The 21630-nt window shown below is 63.9% G+C and carries 25 protein-coding genes and 3 tRNA genes; 14 read left to right on the top strand and 14 right to left on the bottom strand.

All coding sequences use genetic code 11. From position 1 onward, the window contains the following. Nucleotides 1-22: 22 nt before the first annotated feature. The 3 genes from NDN16_RS08145 to NDN16_RS08135 form a co-directional block, all read right to left on the bottom strand. Entirely contained in the window at nt 23-1762 is a 1740-nt protein-coding gene (locus NDN16_RS08145) for an ABC transporter ATP-binding protein (protein ID WP_251113126.1), read from the bottom strand. A 79-nt stretch (nt 1763-1841) separates the two neighbouring features. Further along, nucleotides 1842-2942 (bottom strand): YihY/virulence factor BrkB family protein, encoded by a 1101-nt coding sequence (locus NDN16_RS08140; RefSeq protein WP_251113125.1) that lies wholly within the window; start codon nt 2940-2942, stop codon nt 1842-1844. Between the two features lie 61 nt (nt 2943-3003). After that, on the bottom strand, nt 3004-3891 hold the full coding sequence (locus NDN16_RS08135) for a LysR family transcriptional regulator (RefSeq protein WP_251113124.1): 888 nt from the start codon (nt 3889-3891) through the stop codon (nt 3004-3006). A gap of 196 nt (nt 3892-4087) precedes the next feature. On the opposite strand from NDN16_RS08135, the gene NDN16_RS08130 reads away from it, so the two are divergent. Next, on the top strand, nt 4088-5065 hold the full coding sequence (locus NDN16_RS08130) for a YeiH family protein (protein WP_251113123.1): 978 nt from the start codon (nt 4088-4090) through the stop codon (nt 5063-5065). On the opposite strand, the gene NDN16_RS08125 is transcribed toward NDN16_RS08130, so the two are convergent. Both NDN16_RS08125 and NDN16_RS08120 read right to left on the bottom strand, forming a co-directional pair. Beyond that, entirely contained in the window at nt 5046-5408 is a 363-nt protein-coding gene (locus NDN16_RS08125) for a VanZ family protein (RefSeq protein ID WP_251113122.1), read from the bottom strand. The genes NDN16_RS08130 and NDN16_RS08125 overlap by 20 nt on opposite strands. Before the next feature lie 26 nt (nt 5409-5434). Next, nucleotides 5435-6022 carry a hypothetical protein gene (locus tag NDN16_RS08120; protein ID WP_251113121.1) on the bottom strand — a complete coding sequence of 196 codons (588 nt, stop codon included), beginning with the start codon at nt 6020-6022 and terminating at the stop codon, nt 5435-5437. A gap of 93 nt (nt 6023-6115) precedes the next feature. On the opposite strand from NDN16_RS08120, the gene NDN16_RS08115 reads away from it, so the two are divergent. Continuing rightward, nucleotides 6116-7030, top strand: a complete 915-nt coding sequence (locus NDN16_RS08115; RefSeq protein WP_251113120.1) for an EamA family transporter — start codon at nt 6116-6118, stop codon at nt 7028-7030. Between the two features lie 57 nt (nt 7031-7087). Here NDN16_RS08115 and NDN16_RS08110 read toward each other — a convergent pair. The 3 genes from NDN16_RS08110 to NDN16_RS08100 form a co-directional block, all read right to left on the bottom strand. Beyond that, a tRNA-Glu gene (locus tag NDN16_RS08110) sits at nt 7088-7162 on the bottom strand. Between the two features lie 53 nt (nt 7163-7215). After that, a complete protein-coding gene (locus NDN16_RS08105; protein WP_251113119.1) occupies nt 7216-7701 on the bottom strand; it encodes a DUF192 domain-containing protein in 486 nt (161 codons plus the stop codon). Continuing rightward, nucleotides 7701-8273, bottom strand: coding sequence for a cold-shock protein (locus NDN16_RS08100; protein ID WP_251113118.1), 573 nt, complete (start codon nt 8271-8273; stop codon nt 7701-7703). The genes NDN16_RS08105 and NDN16_RS08100 overlap by 1 nt, the downstream gene beginning before the upstream one ends. Before the next feature lie 268 nt (nt 8274-8541). On the opposite strand from NDN16_RS08100, the gene NDN16_RS08095 reads away from it, so the two are divergent. The 4 genes from NDN16_RS08095 to NDN16_RS21090 all read left to right on the top strand — a co-directional run bounded on the left by NDN16_RS08095 (nt 8542) and on the right by NDN16_RS21090 (nt 11420). Next, nucleotides 8542-8982, top strand: a complete 441-nt coding sequence (locus tag NDN16_RS08095) for a VOC family protein (protein WP_251113117.1) — start codon at nt 8542-8544, stop codon at nt 8980-8982. A gap of 197 nt (nt 8983-9179) precedes the next feature. Beyond that, nucleotides 9180-10178, top strand: coding sequence for a YcbK family protein (locus NDN16_RS08090; protein ID WP_251113116.1), 999 nt, complete (start codon nt 9180-9182; stop codon nt 10176-10178). 65 nt (nt 10179-10243) lie between these two features. After that, nucleotides 10244-10501 (top strand): hypothetical protein, encoded by a 258-nt coding sequence (locus NDN16_RS08085; protein WP_251113115.1) that lies wholly within the window; start codon nt 10244-10246, stop codon nt 10499-10501. 100 nt (nt 10502-10601) lie between these two features. Then, nucleotides 10602-11420 (top strand): serine/threonine protein phosphatase, encoded by an 819-nt coding sequence (locus tag NDN16_RS21090; RefSeq protein WP_353050205.1) that lies wholly within the window; start codon nt 10602-10604, stop codon nt 11418-11420. Here the strand turns inward: NDN16_RS21090 and NDN16_RS08075 are convergent. The 4 genes from NDN16_RS08075 to NDN16_RS08060 all read right to left on the bottom strand — a co-directional run bounded on the left by NDN16_RS08075 (nt 11417) and on the right by NDN16_RS08060 (nt 12682). After that, nucleotides 11417-11647, bottom strand: a complete 231-nt coding sequence (locus NDN16_RS08075) for a hypothetical protein (RefSeq protein ID WP_251113114.1) — start codon at nt 11645-11647, stop codon at nt 11417-11419. The genes NDN16_RS21090 and NDN16_RS08075 overlap by 4 nt on opposite strands. Nucleotides 11648-11695: 48 nt before the next feature. Next, nucleotides 11696-11977 carry a hypothetical protein gene (locus tag NDN16_RS08070; protein ID WP_251113113.1) on the bottom strand — a complete coding sequence of 94 codons (282 nt, stop codon included), beginning with the start codon at nt 11975-11977 and terminating at the stop codon, nt 11696-11698. 176 nt (nt 11978-12153) lie between these two features. Next, entirely contained in the window at nt 12154-12408 is a 255-nt protein-coding gene (locus NDN16_RS08065) for a DUF2171 domain-containing protein (protein WP_251113112.1), read from the bottom strand. A 43-nt stretch (nt 12409-12451) separates the two neighbouring features. After that, nucleotides 12452-12682 (bottom strand): hypothetical protein, encoded by a 231-nt coding sequence (locus NDN16_RS08060; RefSeq protein WP_251113111.1) that lies wholly within the window; start codon nt 12680-12682, stop codon nt 12452-12454. A 122-nt stretch (nt 12683-12804) separates the two neighbouring features. On the opposite strand from NDN16_RS08060, the gene NDN16_RS08055 reads away from it, so the two are divergent. Next, complete coding sequence (locus tag NDN16_RS08055) at nt 12805-13863, top strand: histone deacetylase family protein (protein WP_251113110.1); 1059 nt, start codon at nt 12805-12807, stop codon at nt 13861-13863. 3 nt (nt 13864-13866) lie between these two features. Here NDN16_RS08055 and NDN16_RS08050 read toward each other — a convergent pair whose 3' ends face one another. Further along, nucleotides 13867-14625, bottom strand: a complete 759-nt coding sequence (locus tag NDN16_RS08050) for a phosphatase PAP2 family protein (protein ID WP_251113109.1) — start codon at nt 14623-14625, stop codon at nt 13867-13869. A gap of 161 nt (nt 14626-14786) precedes the next feature. Between NDN16_RS08050 and NDN16_RS08045 the strand changes: the two genes are divergently transcribed. The 5 genes from NDN16_RS08045 (at nt 14787) to NDN16_RS08025 (ending at nt 16457) form a co-directional block, all read left to right on the top strand. Further along, nucleotides 14787-14863 (top strand) — tRNA-Pro (locus NDN16_RS08045). 44 nt (nt 14864-14907) lie between these two features. After that, a complete protein-coding gene (locus tag NDN16_RS08040) occupies nt 14908-15213 on the top strand; it encodes an ETC complex I subunit (RefSeq protein ID WP_251113108.1) in 306 nt (101 codons plus the stop codon). 25 nt (nt 15214-15238) lie between these two features. Then, nucleotides 15239-15314, top strand: a tRNA-Arg gene (locus tag NDN16_RS08035). A gap of 199 nt (nt 15315-15513) precedes the next feature. Then, a complete protein-coding gene (locus NDN16_RS08030; RefSeq protein WP_251113107.1) occupies nt 15514-15762 on the top strand; it encodes a hypothetical protein in 249 nt (82 codons plus the stop codon). Between the two features lie 140 nt (nt 15763-15902). Beyond that, entirely contained in the window at nt 15903-16457 is a 555-nt protein-coding gene (locus tag NDN16_RS08025) for a hypothetical protein (RefSeq protein WP_251113106.1), read from the top strand. A 49-nt stretch (nt 16458-16506) separates the two neighbouring features. Here NDN16_RS08025 and NDN16_RS08020 read toward each other — a convergent pair whose 3' ends face one another. Further along, nucleotides 16507-18099 (bottom strand): acyl-CoA dehydrogenase family protein, encoded by a 1593-nt coding sequence (locus tag NDN16_RS08020; protein WP_251113105.1) that lies wholly within the window; start codon nt 18097-18099, stop codon nt 16507-16509. Between the two features lie 297 nt (nt 18100-18396). Between NDN16_RS08020 and NDN16_RS08015 the strand changes: the two genes are divergently transcribed. Both NDN16_RS08015 and hemH read left to right on the top strand, forming a co-directional pair. Beyond that, the gene (locus tag NDN16_RS08015; RefSeq protein ID WP_251113104.1) at nt 18397-20463 is read left to right on the top strand and encodes an autotransporter outer membrane beta-barrel domain-containing protein; all 2067 of its coding nucleotides are present in this window, start codon (nt 18397-18399) and stop codon (nt 20461-20463) included. A 99-nt stretch (nt 20464-20562) separates the two neighbouring features. Next, nucleotides 20563-21630 (top strand): ferrochelatase, encoded by a 1068-nt coding sequence (gene hemH, locus NDN16_RS08010; RefSeq protein ID WP_251113103.1) that lies wholly within the window; start codon nt 20563-20565, stop codon nt 21628-21630.

Genomic DNA, 21630 nt, shown 5'->3' with positions numbered 1-21630 from the left:
GCTGTTGCCGCTTCGCCGCTGTCTATTCGGCGACCTGCATGAACGATGGCAGGGCATCCTGTGCCGCGCTGAGCCGTGCGTAATGTCCGCCACGCGCCACGAGCGCGTCGTGGCTGCCCTGTTCCACGATGCGGCCCTTGTCGATGACGACGATGCGGTCGGCATGGCGGATGGTGGACAGCCGATGCGCGATGACCAGCGTGGTGCGCCCGCGCGACAGTTCGGCGAGTGCGCCCTGGATGGCGCGCTCGGTTTCCGTGTCGAGCGCCGATGTGGCCTCGTCGAGGATGAGGATCTCCGGATCCTTGAGGAACATGCGGGCGATGGACAGACGCTGTTTCTGCCCGCCGGACAGTTTGACCCCCCGTTCGCCGACGATGGTGTCCAGGCCCTCCGGCAAGGCGGCGACGGTTTCCGTAAGGTTGGCGCGGCGCACCGCTTCCACGATGTCGTCCTCGGTGGCGTCCAGGCGCCCGTATGCGATGTTCTCGCGTACGCTGCCGCCGAACAGGAAGACATCCTGCTGGACCACGCCGATATGTTGCCGCAACGAGGCCATCGTGACGTCGCGGATATCGATGCCGTCGATGGTGATGGAGCCTCCCGTCACGTCGTAGAAACGCGGTACCAGCGAGCAGATGGTCGTCTTGCCGGCCCCGGACGGGCCGACGAAGGCCACCGTCTCGCCGGGCTGCACGGCGAGGTCGATGCCGTTCAGCACCGGCCGCCCCGGCACATAGGCGAAATGCACGTCATCGAAGCGCACGGCGCCGCTGATGCCTTTCAGCGCCTGCGCATTCGGCCGATCCACTATATCAGGCCCGGTATCCAGAAACTCCAGGTAGCGGCGGAAGCCTGCAATGCCCTTCGGATAGGTTTCCAGGACGGCTGCGATCTTCTCCACGGGCCGGAAGAACACGTTGACCAGCAGCAGGAAGCTGACGAAGCCGCCGATGGTCAATCCACCCTGGACGACGAACCACGTGCCCGCCACCATCACGATGATCTGCGTCAGGCGCATGGACATGTAGTTGAGCGACTGGCTGGCGGCCATGATGCGGTAGGCATCCAGCTTGCGGGCCCGATAGCGCATGTTGTCTTCGCGGAAGAGATTGCGCTCGTGCTCCTCGTTGGTGAAGGACTTCACAACGCGGATGCCGCCGACATTCTCTTCTATGCGGGCATTGAAGTCGCCGACGCTTCGGTAGATGGCGCGCCACGTATCGGCCATGCGCGCTCCGTACCGCGCGGTCAGCCACGTGCCGAAGGGCACGATGACGGCGGTTATCATCGCCAGCGGCGGATGAATGAAAAGCATCAGCAGGAAAGCGCCGACGAAGGTCATGATGGCGATGAAGAGATCTTCGGGCCCGTGATGGGCGATTTCGCCGATCTCTTCCAGATCCTTGGTCAGGCGACCCACAAGATGGCCGGTCTTGTTGTTGTCGAAATAGCCGAACGACAATTTCTGCAGATGGTCGAAGGCGCGGGCGCGCATCTCCGTTTCGATGTTGATGCCCAGCATGTGCCCGAAATAGGTGACGACGGCCATCAGCCCGGTATTGACCGCGTAGAGGATCAGAAGACCGACCGTGGCCAGCAGGACCAGGCCCCATTCGCCACGGGGCAGGAGATCGTCCACGAAGACCTTGACCGCGATGGGGAAGCCCAGTTCCAGAAGGCCGGCCAGCACCGCACAACCGAAATCGACGGCGAAAAGGCCCTTCCACGGAGCGTAATAGGCAAAGAAACGTCTGAGCATGGCGCAATCACCGGGATGTCTACCGGCCGGCTCTAGTATTCATGAATTACCATGTCAACTTTGCCGGCGGCATGGACGCTCAAGCGGGATCGCCGAGCGTGTCGGCCATGCGCGCCCCGCGCAGGCCCATGGGCTTGGGCGGATTTTTCGTCGTGTCCAGCGCGGTCTGGTGCTCCATTTCGGCGTTCAGTTCCGCGCCCAGCAGCACAACCATGGCGGACACCCACATCCATGTCATGAAACCGATCGCCGCACCGAGCGAGCCGTAGGTTTCGTCATAGGCGCCGAAATTCTGCGCATACCAGGAGAATGCGATGGAGAACGCGACCCACAGGACGGCCGCCACCAGGGCGCCCCAGGAAACCCAGCGCCAGCGGGCGCGCGCCCGGCTGGGCCCGAAGCGGTAGATGATGGAAAGGCCGCCGGCGACGATGAGCAGGAGGATCGGCCAGCGCAGCAGAAGGAGCCAGCCTTCCACCGGGCCGAGGCGGAGGAAGTCGAGGACGACCGGCAGAAGGATGACGCCGGAGAGCGCCAGAATCAGGAAGAGGATCGTGGCAAGGGTAAAGAACAGCGTGATCAGCGTCAGCATCACGAAGCTGCGCTTTTCTTCCTCCTCGTAGACGATGTTCATCGCATCGAAGAGTGTCTTCATGCCCGCATTGGCGCTCCAGAGCGCGATGCCGAGGCCGAAGACAAGGCCGAAACCGAGCTGGCTGGTGCCCTTGCTGGCAACCCGCTGCATCTGCTCTCCGATGATCTGCACGGCGCCCTGGGGCAACAGATCGTTGAGAAGCTGGAGCTGCGAATTGAGCGCCGCCGTATCGGTGAAGAGGCCGTAGATGGAGACGAGCGCCGTTATGGCCGGGAAGATCGCAAGCAAAGCGTAGAAGGTCACGCCGGCCGCCACCAGCATGAGACGATCGTTCATGAATTCCTGGACTGTGCGCCACAGGATGTCTTTCCATCCCTTGGCCGGAATCTGCTGCGGCCGCGTCACCTGCCGGCCATGCGGATCTTTCAGCGGGTCGTGGTTCTTCGGCGTTCGGGTCTGCCGGTCGGCGTTGCGCACATCGTTGCCGACCGTCCAGGCGATCGCGCCGATCGATACGATCGAGGCTATGCCTGCCGCGATGCCTGCCCAGTTCGCTGCCGTCCGGCCGTCCCGATAGTTCCGCAAGTGCCTGTTCCCCGCCATACGCCGACTGACGGCTCAACGCGTCAGGCCGCGAAGCGATCCATCAGCTCGAATGTGCGATCAGCAGTTCCATCAGGCTTCGGGTCGCCCGCGTGTGGTGCCGCTCCCGGTGGAGAAGGGCAGTGAAGGCGCGGCCCATGTGCGGGATGGCGATGGCGTGTACGCGGCCGGCCGCGACGGCAAGTTCCACAGCCCGGCCCGACAGCACGCTCGCCGCCCGGCTGCTCATGACGGCGGCCAGGATGGATTCGTTGGAAGGCTCTTCCAGAAGGATGCGCAGCCCTGCCAAAGCGACGCCATGGCTGGCGAGATGCTCCTCGAAACGGGCACGGGTGCCGGAGCCGGGTTCACGCAGCACCCAATCGGTTTTGCCATAGAGCGTCGGGTCGACGCATGACAGCCCGGCCCAGGGGTGCCCGGCCCCGACGACGAGGCACAATTCGTCGTCGGCGACCTTGGCCGCCGTCAATGCGGGTTCGTCCACAAGGCCTTCCACCACGCCCACATCCGCCTCGCCCTCCAGGAGGGCGCGGGCCGCCTGCGTCGTGTTGCCGACCGTCAGTTCCACTTCCACGCGCGGATACAGCGTCCGGAGCTGCACAAGGCGCGGCGGCAGCCAGTAGCTGGCCACCGTCTGGCTGGCATGGACGCGCACCCGGCCCATCACCACGTCGCTCCAGTCGGCCAGCGAAAGCTCGGCCGTCTCCACCCGCGCCAAGACCGCCCGCGCCTCGTCCACGAAATGGCGGCCGGCCTCCGTCAACTGGATCCGCCGGCCGACCCGGTCGAAGAAGCGGACGGCGTAGCGGGCCTCGAGGGCGGCAACGGAGGCGCTGACCGCGGATTGCGTCAGGTTGAGCGCGGCGGCGGCACGCGTCATGTGCTGGCTGTTCGCGACCGCCAGAAAGATGCGAAGCTGTTCGAGCGTCATGGCAAAACCTATCGATGAAATCGATCGAAATCAGCATAATTATGCGTTGGATTTGTTGATAGTCTCGCCGCAGATTTGGATCGATTTTCCATGATCGGACCATTCGACGATGACAATCGACCGGCATTCCGCCAAAGCGCGCAAAACGAGACCTGCATTTTCCGGTATCGGGCAAAGTGGCTTTGCCCGGGCCGGCATGGCAACCCTGCCGGGGCTTGCGCTGACGTTCGGCATTGCACTCGTTGCGCTCGTGGTCCAGCGCCTGTCGGGTATCGCGGCGTTGAGCCCCTTGATCGTCGCCATCGTGCTCGGCATGGCCATCCGGAACACGGCCGGTCCTATCGCCGTCGCAAAGCCGGGCATTACCTTTTCGCTGCGGCGCGTCCTGCGCTTCGCGATCGTGCTGCTGGGCATGCAACTGACGATTTGGCAGGTTATGGAGATCGGCCCGACGGGCTTCGCCGTCATCGTGGCGACGCTGGTCTCCAGCTTCGTCTTCATCAAGGCGGCCGGACGGGCCTTGGGTGTGGAACGCAAGCTGGCCGAACTGATCGCGGCCGGTACATCCATCTGCGGCGCCTCGGCGGTGATCGCCACCAATACGGTGACGCGCGCCCATGAAGAGGATGTGGCCTACGCCATCGCCTGCGTGACGGTGTTCGGATCGATCGCCATGCTGCTTCTGCCGGTGCTGGCCCCGATCTTCGATCTTGCCCCGCGCCTGTACGGTCTATGGGCCGGCGCGACCATCCACGAAGTGGCGCAGGTGGTGGCGGCGGCTTTTCAGGGCGGCGAAGTCGCGGGCCAGTTCGGTACGGTCGCCAAACTCAGCCGCGTCATGCTGCTGGCGCCGCTTATCCTGGCTTTGGGCTTCATGCAGATGCGCCGTGCGCGGGGCGGATCGCAGGGCGGAGCCGGGGTGCCCGTGCCCTGGTTCGTCTTCGGCTTCATCGCCATGATGCTGGTGAACAGCGTCGTCAGCGTGCCGGCAAACCTTCACTCCGGCATCGTCACCGCGACGAGCTTCCTGCTGGCTGCAGCGCTTGCCGCGATGGGGCTGGAGACCGATATCGGCAAGTTGCGCGCCAAGGGTATCCGTCCGCTGGCGTTGGGCGCGATCGGAACCGTGTTCATCACCGGTTTCGGCCTGACGCTCATTCTCGTTCTGATGTAAGGCGCAATGCCCGTAAGCGGGCGATGGCGCCGCCGGCGAGCGCGCCGACGCAGGCGCCCGCTGCCTTGAAAAGGGCGTCGTCGATCCGGCCATGGCGGCCAGGTACGAGGTTCTGCGAAACCTCGAGGCCGGCAGACCCGACGACGAGCAGGCCAAGCACCAGCGGAATGCGCTTCGGGTACGCCGCGCCGAACAGGGCGCCGAGAACCAGATAGGCGCCGAGCCGCTCGATATTGACCGGCGCGGCCGAAACGGGCCGCATGGAGATCGGGCTCAGCGTCACGAAGGCGATGAAGGCGAGCGCGCCCCATGCGGCGGCCTTGACGAGGATCTTAGGTTTCATGCGTTCCGGTATGAACCGGAAAGGCGCTATCGGCAATTGCGCAGTTGCGCTTCGTACCGGTTCGCCATCGAAGCGGTGCGACGCGCCGCGCCCTGTATGGCGTTGTTGCTGCGCCAGCTCCCGCGCGCATAGCCGGCATGCCCGGAATAATAGGCGAGATAGAGATTGTACGGGTCGGTGCGGCTGATGCCGTTCCGCCGATGGCTGGTATAATGATACCAGCCGACGAAATGGACCGCGTCCGAAAAATTGTTGCGGCGGGCCATGCTGCGTCCGGTGACGCGCTTGTACTCGTCCCAGGTACCGTCAAGCGCCTGCGCATAGCCGTAGGCCGTCGACTTCCGCTTCCACGGAATGAACCCCAGAATCTTGGTGCGCTGCGGACGGGCGCGCGCCTCGAAGTTGGATTCGGCCTGGATCGTTGCCATCAGGATCGGCACGGGCACGCCGAACTCCTGGTGGGTGCGATCGGCGGCACGCTCCCAATTGTTGAAGAGCCCGTCCTTCTGCTGGAAAATCGCACAGCTGTTGGCCGTGTTGGTCGGCGCGGAGGCGCACGCGGCCAGCGGCAGGACAAGGGCGAGCAACAGATACTGCTTGGCGACTCTTATCATGCCGGCAGGGTAGGGGGTCGAGCTTAACGGGCTGTTTCGATAGTCGTTAGAATTGCATGGCTTTGGTTAAGGTTCGGGCGTAAAGCGCTTGCCATGAGCGCATCGTCCCTGCCTTTGCGGCACCTTATGCTGGCCCTCTGCGTCGTCGCGGTATGGGGCACGAATTTCGTCATCATCCGGATCGGGCTGGACCATCTGCCGCCCCTGCTTTTCGCCAGCCTCCGCTTTCTGCTGGCGGCATTTCCGCTGGTGTTCTTCCTGCCGCGTCCACGGACTTCGCCCGGCAATCTCGCCGCATACGGCATCCTGATCGGCGCGGGCCAGTTCGGCATCCTTTTCGTTGCCATGCGCGGGCACATTTCGCCGGGGCTGGCCTCGCTGGTCATCCAGTGCCAGGTCTTCTTCACCATCGGGCTCGCAATCGTCCTGACGGGCGAGAGGGTGCGCGGCTTCCAATGGGCGGCGCTGCTGCTGGCCGCCAGCGGCATCGTCGTCATCGCGCTCCATACGGAGGGGGATACGAGCGTTCTCGGCCTTTGCCTCGTGCTGGTGGCCGCGATGAGCTGGGCAGGCGGCAATATCGTCGCCAAGCGCAGCGGCGTCACCGACATGCTCCCCTATGTCGTCTGGTCCAGCCTATTCGCCATCCCGCCGCTTGCCGTGCTCAGCGTCATGCTGGAGGGCTGGCCGGCTATCCGCGCCGGCCTTGCCAATGCCGATCTTTCAACCTGGGCGGCCGTGCTTTGGCAGAGCGTGGGCAATACGATGTTCGGCTATGGCGCCTGGGCCTTCCTGCTGGGGCGCTACCCGGCCGCGACGGTGACGCCGCTTGCGCTGCTTGTGCCCGTCTTCGGCATGGGCGCTTCCTACGTGTTTCTGGCGGAGCCACTGCCTGGATGGAAGCTGGCGGCGGCAGCCCTCGTGCTGTGCGGCCTCGCGGTGGGTATCCTGTATCCGCGCTGGCAAGGCCGGCGCATGGCGCGACGGGACGAAGCAGAGCGCCGGTAAGCCACCCGCGACGGAAATCGCTGGTTGCACACCGCATGCCGAACTTGAATGAAAGAGTGGTACGCCCAAGGGGAATCGAACCCCTGTTTGCGCCGTGAAAGGGCGCCGTCCTAACCGCTAGACGATGGGCGCGGCACGAGGGTGTATAGGGTGAGTCGTTTTCCGACGCAACCCGCCTCTGGAACTTATTTGGCCCCGTTTCCGACCAAGGGGTGATGAACGCGATCGCCCGGTTCGACGCCGTATCCGGCCGCCGCGCCGCCGTTCAGTTCCAGCACGTAGCGTACCGGCTCGCCCGAGGGGATGGGGGTAAGGGAGAGCGGCGTCGCATGACGCGCGATGCGCGCGACGGTGCCGTCCTGCCGGATGAAGATCATGTCGAGGGGGATGAGCGTGTTCTTCATCCACATGGAGACATCCCGCACCTCTCCGAAATCGAAGAGCATGCCGTGGTCTTCGTCCATGCTGTTGCGGTTCATCAGCCCGGTCGCCCGGCTTTCCGGCGTGTCGGCGATCTCGACGGAGATGCGATGCGCGCCGCTGCCGGTGAGCAGGGTCGCCGTGGATCCGATGGAGCCGGAGGTGAAGACGAAATAGGAGACGATCGCGAGGACAAGAATGAAGGCGCCGGCGATCAGCCGGTTACGACGCCCATCGGCCGTGGATGACATCAATGCTCTACCCTGTTGCCCGCCCCCGAGGCGGGCCTGATTTCGGCTGCCATGAGGCCCTTGGCCCCGTTGCCGAAGCGTACGAAGACCTCCTGCCCGGGGCGAAGTTCGGTCATGCCGTAGCGGCGCAGCGTTTCCATGTGGATGAAGATATCTTCCGTACCCGCCCCGCGCGACAGAAAGCCGTAGCCCTTGGTGCGGTTGAACCACTTTACGGTGGCCAGTTCCAGGTCGCTCGTCGGCTCCACCTTCAGGCGGGTGCGCGCCGGCGGCATCTGGGACGGGTGGATGGCGGTGGAGTGGTCCATGGACAGGATGCGGAACGCCTGCAGGCCGCGCTCGCCCTGCTGGACCTCGCAGACGAGGCGCGCGCCCTCGCTGACCGTTGTATACCCGTCGCGCCGCAGGCAGGTCACATGCAGGAGGATGTCGCCCGATCCATCGTCGGGAACGATGAAGCCGAAGCCCTTCGCGATGTCGAACCACTTGATGTGGCCGGATACGACGATGCTGTCCACGCCACCCGCCTCCGGTCGCAGCTCCCGTTCGGTAGAAGGTGCGCGTTCTGTCATCGCAAAGGTCCGCCGTCCTGTCCAAGCCGAATCAAGCATGAATGCGGCCACGCGCCAAGCCGTTTTGTATGCGTGCACGCCCTGTGCCTGATCCCTGCGCACATATCGGCGATTTGTGGCAAGGCAAGTGGCGCGCGTCGCCCGTGTCCAACCTGCCGAAAGCCTGGCGTATGGTTCGCGTCCGTGCGATGCAGTCGATCTTTGCCACGGGGCGGGGACGCTCTACTTGTGGCGGCGAACCTCCAACGCATACAGAGAAGCAGGTAACATGCGCTATCTTCATACGATGGTCCGGGTCAGCGACATCGACCGGGCACTGGAGTTCTACGAAGGCGCCCTCGGCCTTGCCGAAGTAAGGCGGATCGAGAACGAGAAGGGGCGGTTCACGCTCGTCTTCTTGGCCGCGCCGGACGACATGGAGGCCGCGCGCCAAAACAAGGCGCCGCTGGTCGAGTTGACCTACAACTGGGATCCGGAAGACTATGCCGGCGGCCGGAACTTCGGCCATCTGGCCTATGAGGTGGACGATATCTACGCCACCTGCGCCCGGTTGCAGCAAGCCGGGATCACCATCAACCGGCCCCCGCGCGACGGCCACATGGCCTTCGTCCGTTCACCCGAGGGCATCTCGATCGAACTGCTGCAGAAGGGCGAGGCGAAGGCCCCGGCGGAGCCTTGGGCGTCGATGCAGAACACCGGTGTCTGGTAACGCTATTGTTTCGCGCAAGCGTTTTGGGTTAACGTCCGGTTGATCGGGCCCGAATTCGGCCCGAATGCTCATGGCATACAGCGCAGTGCCCGGCTTCGACCGGGCGCCGTGCGGGGACAGGAGCCGGCGTCATCGCCGTGCCGTTAATGCATGCTCTGCCTCGGGGTTGGCCGGCATGCCAGAGGGTGGAACGGATCTTGATCGGACATAGCACTTCGGGCCTTCGGTCGGCCCTGCGCAACGGCGTGTTCCTGATGGGCGTCATCGCCTTTCCTGCGCTCTCCGGTTGCATGTCCGCAATCGACGACACGTCCGCTTTCGGTTTCAACACGCCATCTCCGGCCCCTGCGGAGGCCGCCGTCGAAACGGCGGAAGCCAGGCCGGAGGGACAGGAAGACAAGCAGACGGCGGCTGCCGGCCAGCCGGCGGAAACCTCCTCCGGCGTCCCGGCCGAGATGGCGGAAGCCGCCGCCGAGGAAAAAGCGCTGTTGACGCAGGCATCCTCCACCTTTTCCGCTCCGCGGGCCGAGGGGCCTCTTGCGGCTTACTCGCCGCCGGCGCAGCCCCGGCGGCAGGCCGATACGTCGCTGTTCGCCGCACTGTCGCAAAGGGCCGAAAGCGAGCAGCCGGAGCCGCAGGCCGTTGCGGAGGCGGTCGCATCTCGCGTGGTGGTCACGCATACGGACGGAATGGGCAAGCCGTCACCCAGCGCGGAACTGCCGGGGGTGGACGCATCGTCCCTGTTCAAGATCGGCAAACGTGCGTCAGTCGACAGCGAAGAGCTGTTGGACGACATCGGTGGGGAATATCAGATCGCTTCTCTTGGCGGCATGGCCCGGCTGGCGCCGAGCGGGCTTATGGTCGCCCGCGATGATGTGAACACAAGTTGTTTCGGCACCGATCTGGTGCGGATGATCCGGCAAGTTGAAAGCCGCTTCGGCAAGAAGGCCGTCATCACCTCGGGCTATCGCTCGCCGCCGCATAACCGCCGCGTCGGCGGCGCCAAGGCTTCGATGCACATGGCATGCAAGGCTGCCGACTTCCACATTCCGGGCGTCAGCGGCGTCGAGGTTGCACGCTTTGTGCGCTCGCTGCCCTCGCGCGGCGGTGTCGGCACCTATTGCCATACGGCCGCCATCCACGTCGACACCGGCAAGCAGCGCGACTGGAACTGGCCATGCCGCCGGCGCAGCTGACCATCGGCAGCCGGGAACCTTGACGACAGCCCGCGAATTTCAGGGATGTCGAAAAGGAGGCCGACATGGCTGACAAGAAATCCGAAATCGAACGCGAAAACCCCGAAGATGCCGATCAGGGAGGGCGGGTCGACGTCCTGACGAACGCCGTACGCCGCCTGGACAATCGCTTCCGCGGCCGTCCGAACGATCCTTCGCTGATCGGCGAGGACATGCCCGACGAGGACGAGGAGGACGACGTCGAAGGCGTCGACGACGAGCGGGAGGACGACCCGGACAAGGATGATGACTGGCCGGAGCCGAAGGGTACAAAACTCTGGTAAAGCTGTCACACGGCAGACATAAAAGCTTCATCCACACTTGACGAAATACAACCTTGGATAGAGTTCTCAGCCATTCCCGGAACGACGCCAGGGGATGGCTGTGGCTTTTCAGAATGTCTCCATCACATCACGCGGGCACAAACCTGCAAGCAAGCCCGGCCAACGTCTCATCCGCGTCAGCCGTGGCGGAGCGGATGTCTGGATCAAGGATTTCAGCTACGGAACCGTGAGCCCTGGGCAGCGCTTCCATCGCTTCGTGTCCGCCGCCATCCGGCTCGAGCTCCTGCGTCCTTCTCCAACCGTCGACGCGGTGGGCCTGGTCGATCGCGAGTTGCGCAAGCGGCGCGCCTTCGCCGAATGCGGGATCGGCGTTCCGTCCATGGAGCGGGTATCGAAAACGCGTCTTGCGGTGGCGGATGCCGGAGAAACACTGATGGCGCGCATGGACGCGCTGCGGATGGCCGGGCAGGCGGATCGTCACGACGAACTTCTCGTCATTGCAGCGCACGCCCTGGCGCAGGCCCATGCAGTCGGGGTCTGCCATGGGCGGCCGCATCCGCGCGACATGGGGCTGGTGGACGGGCAGGTGCTGTTCTTCGATTTCGAGGAAGAGCCCGAGGCCGTCATGCCGATGGCCTCGGCGCAGGCGCGCGATACGATGCTGCTGTTCACCCAGATCGTGGCGTTGGCCATGAACCCGTCGACGGCAGAGAGGGCTTTCGGCGTGTACCGCGACAATGCCCCGGCCGAGACGCTCGAGGTGCTTGCAAGCCTGCGAACGCTCGTGCGCTACGGGGCCCGGATAGGGCGGGTGACGGCGCGGCTCCACGCCGGCAAGGATCTTGTCCGCTTCCTCGACTCCGTCGAGTTCTTCGAGCGCGCACTTCCGACGGCCACGCTGTCGCGGCCCCGAGCCTAGGCCGAAGATTTTTCCGGCAGGCTTGCCGCGCGCATCTGGGGTGCGCCGCGCTTGCGCTCGTAGGCGAAGCCATCCGCCCATAACCCATGCTCGTGCGAGCCTGGCGCATTCGGGTTCATGGCAATCTCGCCGCGCTCCCGAAAGGCAGAGCGGCCCGCATTCCAGGCGCGCTTCTCCCGTTCCGCATCGAGCATGGACTGGGCAAGTTTCCTGACGGCGTCGTTCATTGCGGTCGGCCTCGCTGCTGTGAGGGGGCCATACTGGCAAAGGGGCGGTTAACGGGCTGTTTCGCTGCTGCGCGGTTGCGTCAATGGCTGCTGCTCGTCCATCGTCGACACGGCCTGCCGGCCGGCGCGTGTGATGGTGAAGGTTATGGCCTGCCTTGCCTGGTCATAGGACGAACGGCAGAAGCCGGCATGCGCGAGCTGTTCCAGAGTGCGCAGCGTGCGGATGCCATGCGGTAGCCCGTGCCACCGCTGGTCGTTGCGGGACACGAGTATGGGCGATTGCTCCAGATGGCGCAGCGCCTGTATTTGCGATTCGGAGAAGATACGCATGCCTCCAAAGCTAGCGGTGGCGCAGCAGCGGGTCTCTTGGCTCAAGGGTTGAACGGGGTTCACCCTTCGGCGCCTTACCCCTACGCCAACAGGTGAGGGTAAGACCCCTGAAGGAATCAGAAGGGGCTGTCGCGCCATGCAACAGCCCCCTGAAACCGGGATGGAGCGACTAGGCTTCAGATGCCCTTGCCGCTCTCTTCTTCCTCGAACGTCACCGCAACATCGCCATTTGCCGAGAGGCGCACCTTGTCGCCCTCGACATCGGCGACGAGCCCGACCGAGATATAATGATGATGGCCTTTGTGCCCCTCGGGATTTTCTTCCCGGGTCAGCTTGATCCGATCGCCTTCGACGCGATCGACCTTGCCCACATGGACTCCATCGGCACCGATGACTTCCATATGTTCACGGATGGATTCCAAACCGCTCATTTCCTGCCTCCGTTACGCGAATGGTCGCATCGGCGTACATGCGTCAGGCAGCGTGCCCGCCAAGCCCTCTCGCGGGCTTTTCTTCCCGTGCGAAGCTGATGCGGCTGCGGCAGCTTTTCCATTGGGTCGGGTCGAAAGTCCGGGAATTGATCTGATCGAGGGCGATCTCGGACTCTTCGAAGGTCAGCCCATCCAGCCAGTAGATGCCCCAATGCAAATCGTATCGCCCATCCACGTTGCGGATGTCGACTTTCGGGGCCAGCCGTCTGATCATTGGTTCCTCCCACGGATTGCGTGGGATCAACGACTATGGAACCTTCGGGTTCCGCCGGATCCGGGGCATTTTCCGTGCCCGGCTAACGGTCCTTCGCAAGTCGTTTCACCCGGGATTACGCCTTGAAGCTTTTTTTCCATGACGCACAGTCGAGCCATCGTCCCACGCAATACCTCGTCCACGGCAAGATCGTGGAGCCTCTGGAGCGCCCCGAGCGGCCGGCGGTGATGCGGCAAAGCCTGGAGGCTTGCGGGCTTCAGGTGGAGGTGCCCGAAGAGGCCGGGCTGGAGCCGATCCTCGCCGTGCATGCGGGCCACTATATCGACTTCCTCGCCTCGGCTTACGACGAGTTCCGGAAACTGCCGAATGCGGGGCCGGAAGTGCTGCCGAACGTCCATCCCTACGGCACCGCAGGCGTCGGGCTGGCGCAGCGTCCGAAGCCTCGCACCAGGGGCATTCTCGGCAGGACCGGATGGTATATCGGCGACCTGTCCTGCGCCATGATGGCAGACACGTTCGAGGCGGCGCTGCGTTCGGCCGACAGTGCCGTCGCGGCGGCACGCGCCGTCGCCGGCGGGGAGCCGGCGGCCTACGCGCTTTGCCGTCCGCCCGGCCATCACGCCTATGCCGACCGTGCGTCGGGCTTCTGCTTCCTCAACAATGCGGCGATCGCCGCGCAGGTGCTGCGCAAGCGCTTCGAACGTGTCGCCATTCTCGACTTCGATACCCATCACGGCGATGGGACGCAGGCGATCTTCTACCATCGGGACGACGTCTTCTTCGCATCCACCCACACCGACCCCAGCAATTATTACCCGCATTATTTCGGCTATGCGGATGAATGCGGGGCCGGGGCAGGGACGGGTTGCAACCTAAACCTCCCGTTGGCGCCGGGAAGCGGCGACGGCGCCTATGCGGACGCGGTCGCGCGGCTAGCCGATGCCGTGGCGGCTTTCGGTGCGCAGGCTTTGGTCATTTCAGCGGGCTGGGACGCCCATCGGGACGACCCGCTGTCCCGGCTCGACGTGACGACGCCCGCTTACGAGACATTGGGGGGCCTGCTGGCGCGGCTGGCCCTGCCGAGCGTCATCGTGCAGGAGGGCGGCTATTCCCTCGCTGCCGTGGCAGAGGCCGCACCGGCTTTCGTCAGGGCATTCGGCGACGGCCATCGCATCGGCTGAGCATCAGCGCGGCACGGGCAGAAGGCCGCGCAGGCCGGTGCCGCCGGCAGCAAAGCGATAGCCCAGTCCGCGGCCGGCCATGAAGCGGGCAACGACCACGGATGTGACGAACCCGATCGTGAACCCGGCAAGGACGTCGCTCGGAAAATGCGCCCGGACCACGATACGGCTCAGCGCAAGGCTGAAACCGACGAGGAAAATGGGCAGGCGCGCCGGGGGAACCAGTATCATGAAGGTGGCGGTAACGGCGCCCATCGTGGTGGCGTGGCCCGATGGAAAGCTGGCGAACTGGTCCCCGAACCGCGCCAGCCGGAAGGCGAAGCTGCCGTAATCTTCCAGAAGGGCCGGTCTCGCCCGGCCGAATACCACCTTGAGTATGTTGGTGAGGATTCCGGCAAGGGCGACGGAGCCGAAAAGGTGGCAGGCATAGGCATAGGTCCGGGCCAGACGCAGGCGTCCGGATGTCTCCAGCCGCCTCCAGTCCACGAAGGTCAGCGCGACGATCAGGGCGAGCATCGGCCAGAGATACCAGCGCACCAGACCCACATCGGTGGCGATGCGCAGGAAGGCAAGGCTGCCTGCCGGTTCGCCGAGCATGGCGAGGCTTATGCGCCTGTCGATCGGGAAACTGGCTATCGCCAGGGCCGCCCCCATGGCCGCGATGCAGATCAATTGAACCGGAAAGACAGGGGGATGCCTGCCGGACGGCGCGCGGCGGACATCGTGCCAGATCCGGCTCAGTTGTGGTCCGATATGGCGCAAGCGATTCCCCTTCCGACAGCTTTCGACACCCGGTTTTCGACCAGATAGGCGAAGGGCGTGGCAGAAACAGGGTTCGTGCGCGGCCGGAGCGCAGACGAGGCTTGCCAAGCCGCACCGGCAAAGCTAGTAAGCCCAAGGCCCTCCGGCGTGCGGGCCTTGAGCGGAGCGTAGCGCAGTCTGGTAGCGCATCTGGTTTGGGACCAGAGGGTCGCAGGTTCGAATCCTGCCGCTCCGACCATGGCATCCAATCGCCGATCGGTCAGCGACAACAAGGATGCCGCCATGGTTGCCCGTATCTATCGTCCAGCGCGTAACGCCATGCAGTCCGGCAAGGCGCGCACCCGCGTCTGGATCCTCGATTTCGAACCGCTGAAACCCAAGGTCGTGGAGCCCCTGATGGGCTACACGTCCAGCGGTGACATGCGGCAGCAGGTGCGCCTGACCTTCGATACGCGCGAGCAGGCCGTGGAATACGCGGAGCGCAACGGAATCGCCTACGAGGTCGAGGATACGCCGCGCATCGCGCGCTCGCGCGTGTCCTATTCCGACAATTTCAAGTACGACCGGGTCCAGCCCTGGACGCACTAACCGAGGCGGCCCTTGCCGCTTCCATGGCCCCGTAGCTCAGTGGATAGAGCACCGGCCTTCTAAGCCGATGGTCGCAGGTTCGAATCCTGCCGGGGTCGCCAATAAAAACAATTACTTAGATGGCATTGTTACGAAGTCATGTTGCATCATGCTGCAACTGGCATTCGAGCGTCGACGCCGGTATTCAACGGGCGCCCTGGCTTGGATTCTCAAGGGCCGACTTTATCCGACTGAATTCAGTTGACGCCGATATTTGTTTGCGCCTGTATTGGATGTCATAACAAGTTCAGGGAAGCTGCCATGTCTATTCGTACGCTTGCACTAGTGGCGGTCCTTGGACTTGGCCTTGCAGGTATCGGTCATATCGTAACAGAAGCGCGGGCCGATCAGCCGGAAATGGAAGCCGCGATATCAGAGCTGCGTTCCGCTTTGGACTCGCTGCGGGCAGCAGAGCCGAATAAGGGCGGTCACCGCGAGCGGGCAATCGAACTTATCGAACAGGCCATTGCCGAGACGCAGGCCGGGATCGATTTCGCTGCCGGGAGGTAGTGCCAACCACTATAGACGCGGTGGGGAAACTGTAGGTGCACCTGCCCCTTGCATGCGGGATCGGGCAGCTAGGCGGTGACGCCTGCTTCCCTTTATCATGATTTGGTGCAAGCATTCGCAAAACGACTGCGAGGTGCCAAATGAATATTCTGCTTGCTCTGGCCCCATTCATTGCCTTCGCTTTCGTCGACCGCTTTCTTGGATCATTCGAAGGGCTGATTAGCGGCACAGTGGCCGCGGCTGTGCTGTTGCTCCGGGATGTGCTTGCACATCGCCCGCTGAAAATTCTCGAGATCGGAACTCTGATCCTGTTTGCCGGACTGACGCTTTACGTTGCACTGAGCGATGTCTCGCTGTCGGTAATGGCCGTCCGCATAATGGTCGATACAGGCCTGCTTCTGATAGTGCTCGCCTCGATCCTGCTGCGCCGGCCATTCACCCTGCAGTATGCAAAAGAAGGCGTTTCCCCGGAAGTTGCCAGCAGCACTGAGTTCCTGCGAACGAATTACGTGATCTCCGGCGCATGGGCAGCGGCATTCGCTGTGATTGTCGTCGCTGATATCTTGCTGTTTGCCGCGCCATCCGTGTCTTCGCACTTCGGGGTATGGATTATCATCCTGGCGCTTGTTGGCGCCGTGAAATTCACGGCGTGGTATCCAAAGCGGGCGCGCGCTGCTCATCCGGCAAGCTTTTAGGGCCACCTTTACGCCAGAAATCTCGTGTCCAACCAGAAGATGTCGCTGGCTATTCATTCGCCGTGACAGGCCGGGCGCGCTCCAGAAGCTGAGCCTGCCCGGACCCGTCGTAGCCGGCAAGGCCGCCGCACGCGGCCCGTGAAAGGACGGCGGTGAAGGCGTCGGCAAGGGCCGTTTCCGGACTAAGACGGAGTTGCTTCAGCGCGGCAAGGATCGCAAGGTCCGATGCCGCCGTCCGGGCCCCGGCCTCCTGTCCGCCGCCGGCAAGGCGGCGCCATCTCTCCAGCATGACGGTGCCGTCTTCAGGCCCCGGGCGCAGGCTGTCGACGATGTATCCGAATGTGTCGGGCGACCGCGTGCGTGCTCTCAGGACATCCAGCGCGATGACGTTGCTGGTGCCTTCCCAGATGGCATTGACGGGGGCTTCGCGATAGGCGCGGGAAAGCAGCCCGTCTTCGATGTATCCGTTGCCGCCGAGGCATTCCATCGCTTCGTAAAGCATCGTCGGCGCGAGTTTGCAGATCCAATATTTGACTGCCGGCGTCATCAGGCGTGCGAATGCCGCCTCGCTTTCGTCTTCCGCCGCAAGATCCCAGGCACGGCACAGGCGGAAGATGAGCGCCGTCGAGGCCTCCGCCATGATGGCGATCTCGGCCAGCACGGCGCGCATGAGCGGCTGATCCATCAACAGTCGGCCGAAAGCCACACGTTGTCCGGCATGGTGAAGGGCCACGGAGAGGCCGAGGCGCATCAGCCCGGCAGAGGCGAGGGCACAGTCCAGCCTGGTCAGGTTGACCATCCGCAGGATCGTGGAAATGCCGGCACCTTCCTCGGAAACCGCGAAGGCCGCCGCGTCGACGAGGTCCACTTCGGCGGACGCATTGGAGCGGTTGCCGAGCTTGTCCTTCAGGCGGCGCAAGTGAAGCCCGTTGGGCGTCCCATCCGGCAGGATACGCGGTGCCAGCAAGGCCGTCAGCCCACCCTGCGCCTGAGCCAGCATCAGGAACGCGTCCGACATCGGCGCCGACAGGAACCATTTGTGCCCGTTCAAGCGATAGCTGCCGTCCGCCTGTTGCTCCGCAATGGTGCGGTTGCTGCGTACGTCCGAGCCACCCTGCCTTTCCGTCATTCCCATCCCGATCGTCAAGCCGGACTTTTCCGCAGCGGGGCGTGAAGAAGGATCGTATCTCCGCGACAGGATGCCGTTGCGCCAGACGTTCGAGATTGTAGGTGCGCCGTCCAGTACTGCCATGCTGGCGTGCGTCATCGTCAACGGACAGAGGTGGCCGCATTCTACCTGCGCCGTCATGTAGAAGCGCGCCGCGCGCGCCACATGGCTGCCTCCTGAATGGGTGGAGGCATGCAGGCCAGCCGTGCAGCCGCGTTCCATAAGGGCGTGATAGGCGGGATGGAACTCGACCAACCCGACCTCCGTGCCCTTCTCATCGAAAGGGCGAAACCTTGGAAGCCACTCGTTGGCCGTTCGCCCGAGTTGCAGCGACGCAGCGCTCCCTGCGGCCTGCCCAAAATCCGCCAACCCGGCTGCATCGACATCGCCGACCGCTTCCCGCAGGCCAGCATCGCTCCGCCACAAGTCGATATCCGCGAATATCCCTGACTGATTGTCTTGAACTTCTTTCACTTCGCCCTCCCGAATTCGGCCAATTGCCGGACCGCACCGGGCGGCTCACGACGCGAAAGTCTACTCCGTGTGGCCGACTTTTGGGGGAGGAATGAGACTTTCGGAGCGCTTCACCTCCGCGTGAGGCGCTATAGGTTGCCGCCCAGATGCTCACTTTAAGAGCAATTATCGAAAGCTATTGTTTTAACTTTATAGAAGTTCGGTACAATGTTTCAGTTGCGTCGTTTTCACCGGGTCGCCCTGGCGTCTTCCTGTCTCGTCCTCGTATCCGGACATTATGCTTCGGCACAATCTTTGGTGGTCGATACTCCGCCTGACTATGTCGTAGGGACCGAGTCCTACGGCAATGTCGAGATCGGGCCGAGCAACATCGGCACCGTCATCGTCGGGCCCGGCGCCACGCTGACTTCGGCCGCCCCCATCTTGATCGGCCGTGACGCTGGCTCCAGCGGCACGCTCGTCATCGGCGCGCCGGGCGGCGGCTCGCCGGTTGCGCCGGGTGTCGTCAACGCTCCGTCGATCGATTTCGGCGCCGGCGCCGCCCAGTTGCTCTTCAACCATGACGATCTCGCCTATGATTTCGGGGCAAGCCTTGTCGGCGGCCCGAATGCCATCGTCCGCCTCGAATCGGGACGAACGATCCTGACGGGCGACAGTTCGGGTTTCGCCGGCACGGTGGAAACCGTCGCCAACGTGCACGACAAGGTCCTGCAGGTCGACGGCATTCTAGGCGGCACCCTGAATATCGCCCCGGGCTCGGAGCTCGAGGGCATCGGAGCCGTCCAGAACGTCATTGTTGCCGGGTCCATCAGGCCGGCCGGCAATGGTGCGTTCGGCACCCTGACGATCAATGGCGATTATGTCGGGCAGGACAACTGGGTGGAAATGGATACTGTCCTGGGCGACGACACGTCGATAACAGACCGGCTCGTCATCCGGGGAAACAGCAGCGGTACCTCGACCCTGATCGTCAACGACCGTTCCGGCATCGGGGCGCCGACAAACCAAGGCATCCTCCTCGTCCAGGTCGATGGCGCATCGAACGCCGTATTCGCGCTGGATGGCTACTATACCGACCAGAACGGCCGTAGCGCGATCATCGCCGGCGCCTATTCCTATTCGCTGTACAAGGGGAGCGTCAGCGACCCGGCCAATGGCAACTGGTATCTGCGTTCGATCGCGAAGGATGCGCCGCCGACCCCGGTAGACCCGACAGATCCGACGGATCCCACGACCCCGGTCAATCCGACGGATCCATCTGTGCCCGTTACACCGACCGACCCGAGCGTTCCGGGCGGACCCGGCACCCCAACCGATCCGATCGGTTCGGATCCGGCCAGCGATCCGCTCTATCAGCCCGGCGTGCCGCTCTACGAGGCTTATCCCTCGCTGCTTCTCGATATGAACCGCCTGCCGACGCTGCGTCAGCGCGTGGGTAACCGGATATGGTCCGGCACCGCCGATCCGAAGCCTTTCCGGAAGGGGGCGCTGTCGACTACGCCGCCGCAGGATCTGGTCGACGGGCGCGCCGTCTGGGGACGCATCGAAGGCCGTGGCTTCGATATCACGCCGGATCGGTCGGCTAGCGGATGGCAGTCGGATGGCTCCCTGTGGCGTATCCAGGCCGGGGTCGACTTTCCGGTTTATGAGGCGGCCGGCGGGGACGTCCTCGTCGGCGGCGTCTGGCTGCATCACGGACGCGGCTCGGCCGATGTCGAATCCTTCGCGGGCTCCGGCACGATCGACACGACGGGCTCGGGCGTCGGCGCGTCGCTGACTTATTATGCCCAGAACGGCTTCTATGCGGACGCGCAGGTGCAGGGCACCTGGTACCAGACGGACATCTGGTCCGACACGCTCGATATGGTCGAGGCCGACAGCAATGACGGCTTCGGCTGGTCGGCCAGCGTGGAAGTGGGCCGCAGCTTCGATATCGCCTATGAGTGGTCGGTAACGCCGCAGGCGCAACTGATCTACAGCAGCGTTGATTTCGACGACTTCACCGATGCCACGGGTGCCGGCGTTCGGCTGCTGCGCGGCGACAGCCTGGTCGGCCGGTTGGGTATCTCGCTGGATCACGAGACGACGTGGCAATCCGCTGGTGGCGACACCCGCCGCCTGCAGACCTATGGTCTCGTGGATGTCCGCCAGGAGTTCCTGGATGGCACGAGGATCGAGGTCGGGGGCATCCCCCTGGACTCCAGCAACGGCGATACGTGGCTCGGCGGTGCGCTCGGCGCTACGTACAACTGGTCGGACGACGCATGGTCGGTGTACGGGCAGGTGGGTGTCGCCAGCGATCTCGGCGATTTCGGCGACAGTGTCGAAGTCTCCGGCACGGCAGGGTTGCGCGTCAGGTTCTGACGCGGTCCATTCGGCGAGTTGCGGCTATGGCCGCCTCGCCATATATCCAGCCATTCCCAAAGGCGGGCGAAGGCCTGAAGCATGACTGGACCGGCGTGAATGGACAAAGCTCTCCCGACCACTCGAACACCGTCGATGCCGGCGGACCATCCACGAGTGCCGTCGGCACGCGTCGGCATCCTTCTGGCCAATCTCGGGACGCCCGACGGCTACGACTACTGGTCCATGCGCCGATACCTGAACGAGTTCCTGTCCGACAGGCGCGTCATCGACTATCCGCGCTGGAAGTGGCAGCCGATCCTGCAGACGGTAATTCTGGCGAAGCGGCCGTTCAGTTCCGGAGCCAACTACAAGTCGATCTGGAACGAAAGCCTGAACGAAAGTCCGCTTCTGACGATCACGCGCCGGCAGACGACGAGGCTGCGCGAGACGCTCACCGCGCAATACGGCGATGGCGTGGTGGTGGATTTCTGCATGCGCTACGGCAACCCGTCGGTGGAGTCGGCCGTATCGCGGATGGTGGAAGAGGGGTGCACGCGCATCCTGTATTTTCCGCTGTATCCGCAGTATGCGGGGGCGACCACGGCAACCGCCAACGACCAGTTCTTCCGCGCCTTGATGAAGCAGTTCCGGCAGCCAATTCCCCGCGTGGTCGACGCCTATTTCGAGCATCCGCTCTATGTCGAGGCGCTGGCGCAATCCGTCGAGCGCGCCTACGCGCAGGCGGACAGCCGGCCCGAGAAGCTCGTCGCTTCGTATCACGGAATGCCGAAGCGCTACCTGATGCAGGGCGACCCGTACCATTGCCAATGCCAGAAGACGACGCGGCTCCTGCGCGAACGTCTGGGATGGGCAGAGGACAGCATCGATACGACCTTTCAGTCGGTTTTTGGCCCGGAGGAATGGCTCAAGCCCTACACCGTGGAGCACGTGGCTGACCTCGCCAAACGGGGTATCCGCCATGTCGCGGTAGCCTCGCCTGCCTTCAGCGCGGATTGCATCGAGACACTGGAAGAAATCAACGGCGAGATCCGGGAAGCCTTCCTGCATGCCGGCGGACGGGAGTTCACCTACATCCCATGCCTCAACGACGATGACGCCCATATCCTGGCGCTGTCGACGATCATTGGCGAAAACCTGTCCGGATGGCTGGATATGGGAGGCTGA

The organism is Aureimonas altamirensis (assembly GCF_023702225.1).
GTDB classification, from domain to species: domain Bacteria; phylum Pseudomonadota; class Alphaproteobacteria; order Rhizobiales; family Rhizobiaceae; genus Aureimonas; species Aureimonas altamirensis_B.
Note: the sequence above shows the minus strand (reverse complement) of the source record. Positions and strands in the feature narration are given on the sequence as shown.

Excerpts from the sequence above, each read along its gene's own strand:
- NDN16_RS08120 (WP_251113121.1), bottom strand. The coding sequence starts at position 6,022 with ATGATAAGAGTCGCCAAGCAGTATCTGTTGCTCGCCCTTGTCCTGCCG.
- NDN16_RS08095 (WP_251113117.1), top strand. The coding sequence starts at position 8,542 with ATGCGCTATCTTCATACGATGGTCCGGGTCAGCGACATCGACCGGGCA.
- NDN16_RS08025 (WP_251113106.1), top strand. The coding sequence starts at position 15,903 with ATGAATATTCTGCTTGCTCTGGCCCCATTCATTGCCTTCGCTTTCGTC.
- NDN16_RS08145 (WP_251113126.1), bottom strand. The coding sequence starts at position 1,762 with ATGCTCAGACGTTTCTTTGCCTATTACGCTCCGTGGAAGGGCCTTTTC.
- NDN16_RS08065 (WP_251113112.1), bottom strand. The coding sequence starts at position 12,408 with ATGAGCGGTTTGGAATCCATCCGTGAACATATGGAAGTCATCGGTGCC.
- NDN16_RS08070 (WP_251113113.1), bottom strand. The coding sequence starts at position 11,977 with ATGCGTATCTTCTCCGAATCGCAAATACAGGCGCTGCGCCATCTGGAG.
- NDN16_RS08100 (WP_251113118.1), bottom strand. The coding sequence starts at position 8,273 with ATGACAGAACGCGCACCTTCTACCGAACGGGAGCTGCGACCGGAGGCG.
- NDN16_RS08085 (WP_251113115.1), top strand. The coding sequence starts at position 10,244 with ATGGCTGACAAGAAATCCGAAATCGAACGCGAAAACCCCGAAGATGCC.
- NDN16_RS08030 (WP_251113107.1), top strand. The coding sequence starts at position 15,514 with ATGTCTATTCGTACGCTTGCACTAGTGGCGGTCCTTGGACTTGGCCTT.
- NDN16_RS08130 (WP_251113123.1), top strand. The coding sequence starts at position 4,088 with ATGGCAACCCTGCCGGGGCTTGCGCTGACGTTCGGCATTGCACTCGTT.
- NDN16_RS08060 (WP_251113111.1), bottom strand. The coding sequence starts at position 12,682 with ATGATCAGACGGCTGGCCCCGAAAGTCGACATCCGCAACGTGGATGGG.
- hemH (WP_251113103.1), top strand. The coding sequence starts at position 20,563 with ATGGACAAAGCTCTCCCGACCACTCGAACACCGTCGATGCCGGCGGAC.
- NDN16_RS08040 (WP_251113108.1), top strand. The coding sequence starts at position 14,908 with ATGGTTGCCCGTATCTATCGTCCAGCGCGTAACGCCATGCAGTCCGGC.
- NDN16_RS08105 (WP_251113119.1), bottom strand. The coding sequence starts at position 7,701 with ATGTCATCCACGGCCGATGGGCGTCGTAACCGGCTGATCGCCGGCGCC.
- NDN16_RS08075 (WP_251113114.1), bottom strand. The coding sequence starts at position 11,647 with ATGAACGACGCCGTCAGGAAACTTGCCCAGTCCATGCTCGATGCGGAA.
- NDN16_RS08115 (WP_251113120.1), top strand. The coding sequence starts at position 6,116 with ATGAGCGCATCGTCCCTGCCTTTGCGGCACCTTATGCTGGCCCTCTGC.
- NDN16_RS08135 (WP_251113124.1), bottom strand. The coding sequence starts at position 3,891 with ATGACGCTCGAACAGCTTCGCATCTTTCTGGCGGTCGCGAACAGCCAG.
- NDN16_RS08125 (WP_251113122.1), bottom strand. The coding sequence starts at position 5,408 with ATGAAACCTAAGATCCTCGTCAAGGCCGCCGCATGGGGCGCGCTCGCC.